This is a genomic window from uncultured Kriegella sp. (genome assembly GCF_963975415.1).
Taxonomy (GTDB): Bacteria; Bacteroidota; Bacteroidia; order Flavobacteriales; family Flavobacteriaceae; genus Kriegella.
Map to the genome: position 1 here is coordinate 1 of NZ_CAXBGN010000012.1, position 13,291 is coordinate 13,291.

The 13,291-nt window shown below is 40.0% G+C and carries 11 protein-coding genes; 2 read left to right on the forward strand and 9 right to left on the reverse strand.

Going from position 1 to position 13,291, the window contains the following annotated elements; translation table 11 throughout:
• Window positions 1-98: 98 nt before the first annotated feature.
• On the forward strand, window positions 99-1,373 hold the full coding sequence (locus AACZ88_RS19875) for an Nramp family divalent metal transporter (RefSeq protein WP_339714264.1): 1,275 nt from the start codon (window positions 99-101) through the stop codon (window positions 1,371-1,373).
• 200 nt (window positions 1,374-1,573) lie between these two features.
• Here the strand turns inward: AACZ88_RS19875 and AACZ88_RS19880 are convergent, their stop codons facing one another.
• From AACZ88_RS19880 to AACZ88_RS19915, 8 genes are all read right to left on the reverse strand, one after another.
• Window positions 1,574-2,335: a hypothetical protein gene (locus AACZ88_RS19880; RefSeq protein WP_339714267.1), complete on the reverse strand. Its 762-nt coding sequence runs from the start codon at window positions 2,333-2,335 to the stop codon at window positions 1,574-1,576.
• 6 nt (window positions 2,336-2,341) lie between these two features.
• Complete coding sequence (locus AACZ88_RS19885; protein ID WP_339714270.1) at window positions 2,342-3,100, reverse strand: hypothetical protein; 759 nt, start codon at window positions 3,098-3,100, stop codon at window positions 2,342-2,344.
• A gap of 139 nt (window positions 3,101-3,239) precedes the next feature.
• Window positions 3,240-4,256 carry a hypothetical protein gene (locus tag AACZ88_RS19890; protein ID WP_339714273.1) on the reverse strand — a complete coding sequence of 339 codons (1,017 nt, stop codon included), beginning with the start codon at window positions 4,254-4,256 and terminating at the stop codon, window positions 3,240-3,242.
• Between the two features lie 31 nt (window positions 4,257-4,287).
• Window positions 4,288-5,223, reverse strand: a complete 936-nt coding sequence (locus tag AACZ88_RS19895; RefSeq protein WP_339714276.1) for a YHYH protein — start codon at window positions 5,221-5,223, stop codon at window positions 4,288-4,290.
• A gap of 2 nt (window positions 5,224-5,225) precedes the next feature.
• A complete protein-coding gene (locus AACZ88_RS19900; RefSeq protein WP_339714278.1) occupies window positions 5,226-6,548 on the reverse strand; it encodes a DUF3500 domain-containing protein in 1,323 nt (440 codons plus the stop codon).
• A gap of 100 nt (window positions 6,549-6,648) precedes the next feature.
• Window positions 6,649-7,296: a hypothetical protein gene (locus AACZ88_RS19905; protein WP_339714281.1), complete on the reverse strand. Its 648-nt coding sequence runs from the start codon at window positions 7,294-7,296 to the stop codon at window positions 6,649-6,651.
• A gap of 11 nt (window positions 7,297-7,307) precedes the next feature.
• Window positions 7,308-8,303 carry a YHYH protein gene (locus AACZ88_RS19910; protein ID WP_339714284.1) on the reverse strand — a complete coding sequence of 332 codons (996 nt, stop codon included), beginning with the start codon at window positions 8,301-8,303 and terminating at the stop codon, window positions 7,308-7,310.
• Between the two features lie 119 nt (window positions 8,304-8,422).
• Window positions 8,423-8,716: an EF-hand domain-containing protein gene (locus AACZ88_RS19915; RefSeq protein ID WP_339714287.1), complete on the reverse strand. Its 294-nt coding sequence runs from the start codon at window positions 8,714-8,716 to the stop codon at window positions 8,423-8,425.
• Window positions 8,717-9,653: 937 nt separating this feature from the next.
• On the opposite strand from AACZ88_RS19915, the gene AACZ88_RS19920 reads away from it, so the two are divergent.
• Complete coding sequence (locus tag AACZ88_RS19920; RefSeq protein ID WP_339714290.1) at window positions 9,654-12,341, forward strand: glucosidase; 2,688 nt, start codon at window positions 9,654-9,656, stop codon at window positions 12,339-12,341.
• A 192-nt stretch (window positions 12,342-12,533) separates the two neighbouring features.
• On the opposite strand, the gene fabG is transcribed toward AACZ88_RS19920, so the two are convergent.
• Window positions 12,534-13,271 carry a 3-oxoacyl-ACP reductase FabG gene (fabG, locus tag AACZ88_RS19925; RefSeq protein WP_339714293.1) on the reverse strand — a complete coding sequence of 246 codons (738 nt, stop codon included), beginning with the start codon at window positions 13,269-13,271 and terminating at the stop codon, window positions 12,534-12,536.
• Window positions 13,272-13,291 lie beyond the last annotated feature (20 nt).

Below are 13,291 nucleotides of genomic sequence, written 5' to 3' on the forward strand. Positions count from 1 at the left end.
CATCAGCAAGGAAATCCTCGCAAATCAAGACTTCGATGCTTTAAAAAATATCGTTGAGGAAACTTTAGAGAGAATCGCCAAACTAAGAAACTAATCAAATGGAAGAGCACAAGGCAAGTCGTTCGTTATTAAAAAAAATACTTGCTGCCGTGCTTGCATTTGGCCCTGGAATATTTGCTATCGGTTATACTATTGGTACGGGAAGCGTAACATCTATGATTGTAGCTGGGAGCACCTACGGAATGCAATTGTTATGGGTGCTTTTACTAAGTTGTATTTTTTCAGGATTGTTGATGTACGCCTATGGTAACTATGCCCTAATTTCTGGAGAAACGGCATTATATAGTTTTAAGAGGCACATCAAAGGGGGGAAAACCATTGCTATTTTGATTATTATTGGTATTTCATTCGGACAATGGAATTCGCTGATGGGCATATTGGGCATTTCAGCAAATATTATTTATGAAATTTTCATTATCTATTTTCCGCAACTTGTAGGTTTTCGATACGAAACAGTTCTTATTGTCGCTATTGCGGTAATCGCCATTATGTATGCCCTATTGCTGGTCGGAAAGTACACCTTCTTCGAAAAAATATTGGTAATATTCGTGACCATAATGGGACTTTCTTTTATAATTTCCCTGTTTATGGTCTATCCCTTGCCGCTAGAAGTTGTACAAGGTTTGGTTCCATCTGTTCCTAAGGTAGAAGGAGGTCAGATGATGGTCGCTGCCTTTGTAGGTACCACGATGGCCGCGGCCACCTTTTTGTCGAGACCGCTTTTCGTAAAAGGAAAAGGCTGGACAATTAAAAACTTAAAGCAACAAAAGAAAGATGCCATTACAGCTGCCGTTCTCGTATTCGTTATAAGTGCTTCCGTAATGGCAGTGGCTAGTGGGGCATTGTTTCATCAGGGACAACCCGTTACAAAAGTTTTGGATATGGTAAACACCCTTGAACCTGTAGCTGGAAAATTTGCCCTGACACTTTTCTTCTTCGGAACGTTGAGTGCAGGGTTATCTTCCATTTTCCCATGCTTGTTGATTGCACCGATTCTTGTTGCGGACTATCAATCGGGGGATTTGGACACAAGTTCAAAACAGTTCCGCATAATAACTTTTTTTGCCTGTTTATTTGCTTTGATAGTTCCAATTTTTGGGGCTAATCCGATAGAGATGCAAATCGTATCCCAGGTCTTCAATGTCTTTGTTCTCCCTGTTGTAATTGTGGGAATACTTTTGCTCATCAACAACAAGAAAATAATGAAAAATCACAAAACCAGTATCTGGATAAATATTGGATTGACGACAGCGCTTTTATTTGCCTGTGTTATTTCATATAGTGGGGTTTTGGCTCTAGTGGCATATTTTTAAAAATAAGTGGCTTTACAAAGATTCAGAGTTAATCACTAAGAAACCTATTTTAAAATTGCCTACAAGAAATTCATTGGCCCAGAGACCTACCGCAAGAGACCGTTTTAAAATAGGACAAAGGGCTTTCCATTATAAGGCCTATTCTTGGTCTTAAATAGTACGCTCATTGTAGCCCTCCCTAAAATGTAGCCTTACCTGTGTTAGAACATTGCTATAGGATGCCCCAATTCACGACTTAATTTTATGGAGATGATTTGAGTTCTATTCTTTAACTTTTTTGCCAAGGTCAAAAGATTTTCATTATGCAATAACCTGGAAATGATTGTATTTTGATATGCTTTGTCCCGTAATAAATTGAGGTAATTAGATTTTTTTCCAAAACTTTTGATTGCTGTGTATTTCTCATTTTCCGCAGGAAGCAAATCGCTTAAGGAAAGATGTTTTTCCAAAATAGGTTTCAAATTTTTTACTGTTTCTCTTACTTTTAATCCCTCAATCTCAAAATGTGCTACTTCGGTAGGGTAATTTGTAATCAGCTTTTTAAGCGAATCGCTATCGATTATTTCAAATTTGGTTGTACTGATAACGGAATTTAGGGCGCCGTCAAGCAATTTAACCTCTTTGTAGGCCAAATGTATGATAGTATCTTTAGCACCAGAAGTAAGCTGTTCTGGAGTTAGCCCGACATAATTGACAGTGGCTTCCAATCTTTGAATGTCATCGCCGTAATGGGCGATAGCGCTATTGAGAACTTTTAAATTGAGGTTCAACTCGTCGTAGAGCCCGTCATAAATTTTAAGTTCAACGATTTTGTTTTTTCGGATTTCGTTCAAATCGTTGATTTTCCATGCTATCAATATACCGATAACAATGAGCGTTATCTCACCTAGGGCGTATAGAAGATAGTTCTTAAATTTTCCATTATCCAATGCTTTTTGTCTGATTTTTCGAAATAGTTTCATTGTGGTTTAAAGATTAGGCTTGAACCAAAAATTTAGGACTACTTCAGCTGGGTTGCCTTTTTCGACGGCACCCGGTGGTGGGCCACCACGTTGCCCTCCTTGGCCCCTGCCTCCTGATGGTCCGCCACCACCTTGACGTCCGCCTGATCTACCTTGGCCGTTTTGACCGCCGCCTAGCCCAATACCTCCGATAGTGCCGCTAAGGCCACCTCCATCTTTACTTTTTCGTTCTATTGTATTTGTTTTTACGCCCACCGTTAATTTTGAAGTGCTTTTTGCTGAATCTAAATTGGTTTTATTTTTCGGAATTTTTAAGGCGTATTCGAGTAAACCATCCTTTTCATCATAAGTAAGTGACACAGTCACACCTAAGCTGTTAAGAAGAATATGAAACTCTTCCTGATAGTCGAAATAACCATATTCCGCTTTTTGCGGATAATCGTTTTCAAGTATTTCCTTTATCAATTGCCCTTTGCCTTCTTCATCTTCCTCAGAATTTTCTGGTTCAATTCTTTCACGATCACCTCTTCTATCACTTAGCCCTACTGGCTCAGAAGGATATTTTATATAGACATTCTCCTTCTTCTTTCCCTTTATATCGAAAAATACGGAAACACCTAAATGCAACATAGACATGATTGTGTTATCATCGGAGGTTTGTATGTTTAAAAAAAAATGATTTGCATCTTGCGTAAAATTGTATGTAACGTTTTCACCGGTTATAACGGTGTCAATAGCAACAGGAGAAACACTAGGTTTTGCCATACTCGATTGTATAAATAAAAATAAGACGAGTACGAGCGGTATTTTTTTCATGTTAGAATTCGATGTAATTGGTATAAAAAAGCTATGGTTTTTTTCCCTAGTATTTTGAGTAGTCTTTTCTCTAATTCGTATTTAAAAATTATTCCACGGTATACCTTACAATAACCTCATTATCCAAAATGACATTTGTAGACCAAATGAATTCTGCATCATTGGCGTTGTCATCGAATATGTCGGTGAAATTGGTATAGGAGGGCTTATTGTTAACGCCTATAGTGTTGTTGGTGTACGTAGTTGCATCGGGCCAAGTACTATCATCAAAGGCCTCTTCATACCAATTTGAAGGTATTTCCCAGTGCAATCCATAATGCGATGTTCCGTCGTTGGAGTCGGCCGTGTCGCAATTATCCGAACTTCGTGTAGTACCCTCTTCTGTCGGACAAGACAAATCTTTTATTGGGGCGGTATAAAAGGTTTGTGCTTTCCAATCGTCACCGGTAATCGCAACTATTTCATCAGATTCGTCCTTAAATACAGCAACCATACCACCATCTCCTGGATGATATGCAGATCCACCACTACCCTCTGAACCCAAGCCTAGATTTTCCTCCCAGTCCACTAATTTCATCGCTATGGTATAGGGCGCGGCTACTTTAAAGCGTACAATACTTGAATTAAATTCTGTAAAGGGCACTGGATCCTTGCCAACAGGAACACCATTTACGTACATTTCAAAATAATTATCGGCAAAAACAAAAGCCGTGATCACTTCTCCCTCGCTATCGATTTCAACAATATCGTTACCATCTAAAGCGGCAAGCGCATCTGTAGCCGATGTATAGGTCTCTCCATATGTGTTGTGTAAATCCGAAGCAAACGGAAAAGAATTATCAGTATAATTTACTGCCGCAGGAACAATCCAAGTAGTATCATCCGTTGCCTTAATTGTTCCTAATCCGGCTACTCTAGTTCCGCTAGCAAACAAATTTGTCGTTGTCGTTGTCGCCAAACCTTGTGTTACCGAAGCAGTTCCTGAATATATAGAATCCGACCCATCATCCGTTACAGGATCCGAGACTTGGTCGTTTGAACAGGCGACAAAGCCCGAAGTAGCTGTAATTGCCAAGACTATTGTTATTTTAAATATGCGTTTCATCTATTTATACTTTTTTTTGCTTTTGTTGAGTTCAATTACTAGAAAAAGTACCAGGTGTGCCATAATATTGCCCAGATTTTAAGACATACCATCCAGCGTCTAAATAATCTTCAGTACTGGCGTGGTAATGGTAAATTCCGTCAGGAAAATGTTCGGTTACACCAATATGGCCTCCGTAGGCATCTAAATCATCAGGATATGAGCCATCTTGATCTTGTTGCCCGTATAACGGAAAGCCATCTCTCATAAAACCAACCAAATTATCTTCGTCTATAATGGTACCGTAGGCTATTTCTGGGTTTTCATCCGTATAAAGTCCAAAGTTTGCACCCACATGATAATGATAATCAAGATTGGCACCAGGGTGCCCACCAGCCGTATCAAGCGTGCTAACATCAGCTCCCCCCAAAGGGTCTGAATCACGATTTAAATTGTTAAAGAAAGGAACTCCGTTCAACACTATTCCGATTGCAGAAAGCTCTGTATCCATCTTAGTGGCGGCCTCTGTTGGATACATAGGAATTTGCATCGAATATTGTACGGGTGCTATTTCGTCATTATTATTTGCGTGATAGGTAATTATGTATTCTCCGTTTTCGTCATAACTGAATATTCGATCGGCTATTTGATCAATATAGAAGTTTTCCAATATACCATCGGTAACCGAATACACCGGAAAATCTTCGTATAACTCATGGTCCATGCCATTTACATCAAAATAAGGACTTTTATGATCTGGTAAACCTGTACTGCTTGTTATGGTGATCGTACCGTTATCTTCATCAACAGTTACCGTAACTCCGTTCTCTTCTTTAAAAAATTCTTGTACTACGGCAGTTATGGCAACTCCTGTAGTTTCACTACCGCCAGTAGCGTTGTTATCAGAAGCCGCGTTATCGTCGCTACTACAAGAAGAAGCTAGTAATAATCCCACGATTGCGATTGATTTTGAAAATATATTTTTCATTTTTAAATGCTGTGTTGATGTATATCACCTTTGTTTGAAAGTTCGTAAGAAGCACTCAATCGATAATCAAACTTTATCTCGCTAGACTTATGATGATCGGCCAATGCGTAATGTTCTAAAAGAGTTTTTGGACCATCTTGATTGATCATATAGGCAAAAATGCCGTAATCACCCCCGTTATCCGTTGCGGGGTTATCGGGTATTCGGGTTATGGTGTGTACGTGGTTATAATCTGCAATGCTTCCTGAATTGGCCCCTGTAGACCCTTCGGTATTGAACTCGGCCCATAAATACGGATTGTAAATTCTATAATAGAACTCGGAAGTCGCCGTTGGATCGGTATTCGAATCATTGATCCATACAAAATAGGTGTCATCTATATTGTTCATAATATCTGTCCACCATACATCGGCGAAATTATCCGTCAGATTATAAACGTACTCTTGCATGACCAAAACAAGGTTTGCTTGAGCTGTGGTCGACATATCGGAATACTTTAAGCCTGTTGCAAAACCGGAATAATCATAGCTTCCGATATAAGGGTCCGGGTCACCGTTCCTATCTGCTGGGCCGGCTTCCAAGGAATGTGATGTAGAAGTTGTTACCGCCGCTGTAATCTCATCTGCATCAAGACTGTTGTACAGCGTCAATGCCAGGTCTCGTTCGTCTGAAAAAATATCAAAATCCTCCCCGTTCCATGTATCGGCAGCGGGTTCACCTCCTAAGAATGCAGGGACTATAGAAACATTATCTCCATCAACCAAAAAGTTGACCACACAGTGGTGTCCATCTAACTGAAAGCCCCATGATCCACTGGTCTCGGGATCACCAAACATATCTATAGAGTAGAAATCGGGATCCCATGTATTACTCTGTACATTATTTAACCATCCTTCGGACAACTCTGTAATTTCGTATACTTTTTGATACCCTCCCTTGCTCAAAAATAATTGTAGAATATCTTTAAAAGCTGTCAGCTGGTCTTCCGATAAATCTCCATAGGTAATACCATCTCGGTTGTCATTATTTGCCGGGGTGTTGTGCCAGAGGTAAAATCGTTCATCATTCAAACACACAGATGCTTCCTCCAAAAGACTAATCGAAAGGGAGTTTCTAAAATCTACCACCGCCTGACGCATGGTCTCGATTTCGGTATCGGTAGATTGCGCTGCGTCTTCCGTTGTACAGTCTAGGGTAAAAGTATCATTGGTGTCGTCATCAGTATCGTCGGCTGTTACAGAATTGTCACTACTACATTTTACGAAAGTAGTGGTCATGGCAAATAGCAATAAAAATAACTGTAGGTACTTGAATGTCGTTTTCATAATTTTTAATATTCGTATGCCGTATGTTTATAAATAGAATAAAATTAGGGTCATTTATTTTTTCGTGGAAAAAGTTAAGTCGCTTACATTTGATATACTGCTATCTCGAAATTTTCTCATTATGATTCTGAGTATTTTCATTTGGTACGGGTTTTAGACGTATAACCATTCCCACGGCCAACAAAGTCAAAAGAAAAGCAACGATAAGTTGTCCATTTTCAGAAAATCCAGCTCTGTTTTGGGTAACTTCAACAAACTTATTTCCATCTACTTCCAATACCAGTGTCTTGTCGTTATCACTGTTTAGAACAAATTTTTCTTTGCTAAACCCTTTCTTGAAAAGTAACAGGGCGCTCTGGCTATTATGTATATCATCAAAAGCCGTATTCTTTATAATCACCTTTTCAATTTCAGAAGGTATACCGAAAACCTCAAAAACCACCTTGGTTTCATGCCCCAATTTAACGGTCCCTTTACCGAAGGAAATATCGGTATTATTAAAACTGATCTTTAGATTGTTTTTAAGATGCTCCAGCACCATTTGTCGAAACTCCTCGGGGGTTTTATAAGGAGTTTCAGTAAAATGTTCTCGTATTTCATATTGAAAAGCAGTTAATGCAGCGCTGATCTGTAACACCCAAGTACCATTTTCCTTTTCGACCAACATTGTTGTCGAAGCATCTGCATTGTGAGCTTTTGCGGTAATAGTGATCAATAACAAACCGATAAAAAGAATTTTTCTATACATCTTCGTTTATTTTAAATGGCGTAAGCGCCTTTTAGTCCATTTATAAAATTATTATTACCGGCCTCGTCAACGTGATAATGGTATCCGCGGATATCGTCACTATGGCCGCGTAATTCATCTAAATCGGTAGGCGTATTTCCGTCAGCGTCTTCGAATGCATAAATAGCATGTCCGTCTAGTGCGTAGCCGATCAAAGCCGAATGGCCATCTTCTTGAGAAATCACATGACGATCAGCTATACCCTCTGTTGCCGCATGGTAGTGATATCCTTGATGTACATTAATATGCCCACCAGCATCGTCAAAAGGGGCAAGCGTGTATGCACCCAGAATATTATCTACCGGTGCCGGTGCAGAAAATTCTATCCCATTCAGTGCCACTCCACGAGTTGAGGGAGCGGTATTTCCTCCTGGGGGTCCCCCAGGGCCAGTTGCGAAAAGTGTAGCACTGCTTTGAAGTACAGGGGTAACCGGTATTACCCAGGTTTGAGACAAATCTGTGATATAGGAAGGCAAACACTCCACACAAAAGTTTTCATATTCATCACCTACATTAGGATTTGCTGCATTTTCGCAATCCTCTTCAGTATCCGTAACAAAAATATCACCGTTGCTATCGTACATTTGCCAATTGGTATCATTATAAAAGGCGGCCAAGTTCTCAACAAAGGCTCCATCTACATCGTAAACTTCGCCATCTTCTAGCCAGATACCACCTGCTTCGGCATCATCGGAGATATTGTCAGGGCACCAAGGTCCCATTTCGTGATCAGAGGGTACGCTAGTCGTTACGATTTGATAGCAATCGGTTTCGGTACCATCGGATAAAGTGCACGGTATCGTAGTAATGGTAACATTATCGGTGGTAAAATAGGTCGGTTCTACGCTGACCACCGACGCATCATCAACGCTGTCATCGGTTATGTCTTCATTTGAATTGGAACTGCAATTACTGAAAGAAAACAGTAAAACAGAACTGACAAGAGGGAGAAACAAGCTATTTTTCATTGTGTTTGATTTAATGTATAGGTGAATTAACTTTAAGCATGTTTAGTTAATTTTCATTCGCTTTAAAAAGCTTCGCAATCGCTCACGAAGCTTTTACAACAACCAATCAACTCAAATTCTTATTGTTTTCCTTTGCGACCCTTAGGTTTTGGAGCTTTTTCTATTTCCTCTTTGGAAAGGAAACCATCTTCGTTTGTATCAATTTCCGCGAACATATCTTTCAACGGACCTTTGACTTCTTTTTCGGCAAGTTTTCCATCCTCGTCTTTGTCTAATTGCGCAAAAATTTCATCCACAGTCGGAGGCTCTTGCCCACGTTGTCCGTTTTGGCCTCCTTGGCCATAACTCACCCCGGCAAAAAGAAGCGCTAAAAATGCTGTCGTAATACTTGATTTAATCGTTCTAGTTTTCATACTATTTTGTTTTAAAAGATTTCTATTTTGACTACAAAGATGGAGATTGGTTTCATGCGATAGTTGGGTTTTCAACGAATGGGGGCGCGCTTTCAATGAATGGGGTCATTGTATCTGTGAATGGTAATTTTAGCAAGGTTTATGGAGTGCGTTTTGACGCCTAATCGGATGCATTTGGCTTTATCTGTAGCATGAATCGAACAATACCATTTCTAATTTCATGCTTTATTTTGGCTTACTGTTCGGGCATGGGTTTGATTGCTGCCGTACGATGATGTGAATTTTTTTGAAAGCAGGGTTTGACCATTGAGTTTCGTACCCCAGTAATTTCAAGTTGCACGTTTTTTAAGGTTAAAAAGCGGTTATATGAAATTTCTTTTCTGTGACTTCGAATCAGGGTCAATTGCTGTATTTATACCAATTATTATCGCTGGTCTTCATAAATAGCATTTTATACTTTTTAAGCTTCGGAAAAGAATATTGACAATAGTTTTGCCCCCGATTTACCTAAATGGTAGCACCTGGATATTTTTTAGAAAAACGATGATTGACAATGACTTATAAACCAAATCTCTATCTAGTTGCAGAAATGGGTTATAAATTGAAAAGGTTGAAGTTTCTCGTGGTTTAATAGAAGATGAGGCCCCCCATTTAATCATACTATCTTGAATTTTATGGTTTTTCTCATTTTAAAAATATAAGAGTTCCTCAAATAACAGTATGTTTTTTTACGATGTAGTAAAATGTTTTGATCAACACTGTCAATTAAATAATTCTGATCGGTCGTTCAACGATTTTTACTCATAAGCCCCTATTTTAGTGCTATTTAAGGATAATTTTATAGTTCATAGTGGGGGGCAAATTTATAATCTGTTTTAGATTTTTGTTGATCCTACTCTAATCTATATAAAATAATAACCAATCAAACCGTTACAATATGGCTTTAAAGAGTGGGGAAATGGAAAGGCTGTCTATTTCAGACAGCAATACCAATTGGAAGAAATGGGGCCCTTACCTTGCGGAAAGGCAATGGGGTACCGTGCGAGAGGATTATAGTGAATACGGTCATGCATGGGAGTTCGTGGATCATGAAAAGGCTCGGAGCAATGCTTATAGATGGGGTGAAGAGGGCATTGCAGGTTTCTGTGACTCCAAGGAAATACTGTGTCTGGCACCAGCTTTTTGGAATGGCAAAGATTCCATGTTGAAAGAACGACTCTTTGGTCTTACCAACAATCAAGGGAATCATGGGGAAGATGTGAAAGAACTTTATTTTCATCAGGTTTCCTCCCCGTCACATTCTTATTGCAAGTACCTGTATAAATACCCGCATGCGGCGTTTCCTTATGACGAGTTGATAGAAAAGAACCGTCGTAGCCGCGAATTTCCGGAGTATGAGCTGCTTGACACGGATTGTTTTAAGAACAATGCCTATTTTGATTGCTATATTGAATATGCGAAAGCCGATGTAGACGATATTCTTATGAAGATCACTGTTGTGAACCGTGGTCGCAAAGCTGCGGATATTCATGTGCTTCCCCATTTGTGGTTTCGAAATTTCTGGAAACACAACAGAAGGTTTTCCCGCCCAAAAGTACAATCAATTTCCGGGAATTGTGTTCAGGCAAAAAGTGTTCGGAACGGTACGTATTTCCTGTACCATGAAAATGGAGACCAGTTGTTCTGTGAAAATGAAACCAACAACAGTCGTATTTATGGGGTGCCCAATAAGGTAAAGTATGTGAAAGACGGGATTAATGACCATGTGGTGTATGGCCACAGCAGTGTTAATCCAAAAAAGACGGGGTCTAAAATGGCGGCTTGGCACAAATTCAGGTTAAAGTCAGGGCAGGAAAAGATAATCAAGGTGCGTCTGAGCAAAAACAAGCTGCAAAACCCTTGGGCAAAATTTGATAGCATCTTTGACCGAAGAATTACGGAATGCGATGAGTTTTATAGTGCTGTTATAGAGAACGATTTACCAGAATCTCATCAAGAAATTGCCAAAAGTGCATTTTCGGGTCTTTTATGGACCAAGCAGTTCTATTACAATGATGTTTTTAAATGGCTTTTTGGAGGACCGGGAGAAGACAAGCCGTACCGGGCGAACGCACGGAACTCTAGTTGGCAGCATCTTACCAATAGAGATATCATATCAATGCCCGATAAATGGGAGTATCCTTGGTATGCCGCCTGGGACTTGGCTTTTCATATGGTAACATTTGTTGAAATAGACCCCGTATTTGCGAAAGAACAGCTGCTTTTGGTATTAAAAGAGAACTACATGCATCCCAATGGGCAGATTCCGGCCTATGAGTGGAATTTTAGTGATGTTAATCCACCGGTACATTCTTGGGCTGTCTGGAATGTGTATTCGAAAGACAAAGAACGGAACGGTCAGGGAGATACCGATTTTTTGGAGAAGGCTTTCCGCAAGTTGCTTATTAACTTTACTTGGTGGGTAAACCAGAAAGACAAGCACGGCACAGATCTTTTTGAAGGAGGATTTTTAGGATTGGATAACATAGGGGTTTTTGACCGAAACCATATGCCCCCGGGTATTACGAGAATGCAACAGGCCGATGCCACCAGTTGGATGGCCATGTTCACCTTGAATATGTTTCGAATGTCGTTGGAGTTGGCAGAGATAAATAATACTTACGAAGAGGCTACTTCAAAGTTTTTCAGGCATTTTTTGAATATCGCTTGGGCTATGCACCACATAGGACAAAAAGAGATCTCGCTCTGGGACGATACCGATAATTTTTATTATGACGTGGTTGAAATGTCAAGTGGTGTAACAAGTCGAATGAAAGTGCGATCGTTGGTGGGGATCATTCCAATGTTCGCCGTTGAAATTATCCATAACGACTACCTTGTAAATCTTAAGGAGTTTAAAAACAGGGCTGCTGCCATAGTAAGAACGCGCCCAGATTTGGCATCACTGATTTCACGAATAGAAGAAGTGAATGAGGACGGGAATTACCTGTTTTCGATCATGCGCGGTTTTAGGCTAGAGCATTTGCTTAAACGGCTGTTGGACGAAAATGAGTTTCTTTCGGATTATGGAATACGTTCGCTGTCTAAATACCACAAAGAACATCCTTTTGTATTTGAACACCATGGGCACCACAGGATTGACTACGAACCCGGTGAGAGCAGTTCGAATATGTTTGGGGGCAATTCCAATTGGCGTGGCCCCATTTGGATGCCGTTGAACTATATGATAATCCAATCGTTACGCAAGTATTATTCCTATTACGGGGATACTTATGTATATGAATTCCCTACCGGTTCAGGAAATAAAATCAACCTTAACGAAATCGCCAATGAGCTGACGAAAAGATTGATTCGTTTGTTTGAGCGAAATTCAGAAGGCAAATTCCAATATCACGCCAGTAATGAACAAAAACATTATTCAAAAAATGAATTTTTTAAGAACCACCACCTCTTTTATGAATTTTTTGATGGCGATAACGGTAAAGGGCTAGGGGCTTCACACCAAACGGGGTGGACCGCCCTGATTGCCAATTTAATATTGGAAATGAATAATTCTGAAAACAAGTCAAGCACCCCTACCCAGTTGGCAAGTAGTGTAACAAAAAATGGCATATACGTGAAATAGGGTGTTGGCAGTACATTTATGGTACACCCATTTTTCAGCTAACTAAAATTGCAGTATATGGCTGGTTATGAACGTCGTAAAGATTTCAGTCCTGTCGCTGTCTTGAAACTGCATAGAACGTTCGAAAGGTAGCGCTTTTTGTAGCAGCAGTGATTCAGCGAATTTGAATTTTTTGAACTTCAAGATATTCTTTTACATAACCAGCCCCCCATCAACACTTAAGATCGTCCCGTTAATAAAACTTGCCTCTTCGGACGACAAAAAGAGATATGCGTTGGCGACATCTTGGGGTTTGCCTAAACGGCTTAATGGGATTTTCGATACCAACTGAGCAATAACCTTATCAGGAATGGTCTCTACCATTTCTGTAGCGATAAATCCAGGGGCAACGGCATTCACATTGATACCCTTTCTGCCCAGTTCCCTTGCCCATACTTTGGTAAGACCGATAACGCCTGCTTTGGTAGCTACATAATTGCTCTGCCCGAAATTACCGTACAGACCGACGATTGAAGAAGCGTTGACGATTTTTCCGCTTCCCCTTTCGACCATGTATTCGCTTATGGCCTGAGTACAGTTAAAAACTCCCGTTAGGTTCACATCCAAAACAGATTGCCATTGTTCCGTCGTCATTTTTTTGAGGGTCGCATCTCGGGTTATTCCCGCGTTGTTTATTAAAATGTCAATACCCCCGTAAGTTGAAATTAGCTCAGCAACGGCCTTATCGACTTCGGCTTTATTTACCGTATTGACTTTTTGCAGTTTTAGGGCTTTGTTCTCATTTTCTTCCATCAATTTCTTACCTGCATCCTCGTTAATGTCCCAACAGATGACCTTGGCACCTTCGTTCAGAAATTTTTCAACGGTTACTTTGCCTATTCCATTTGCCCCGCCTGTGATTACGGCTACTTTGTCTTTTAATCTATTCATATCTTAGGTTTTGGTCAAAG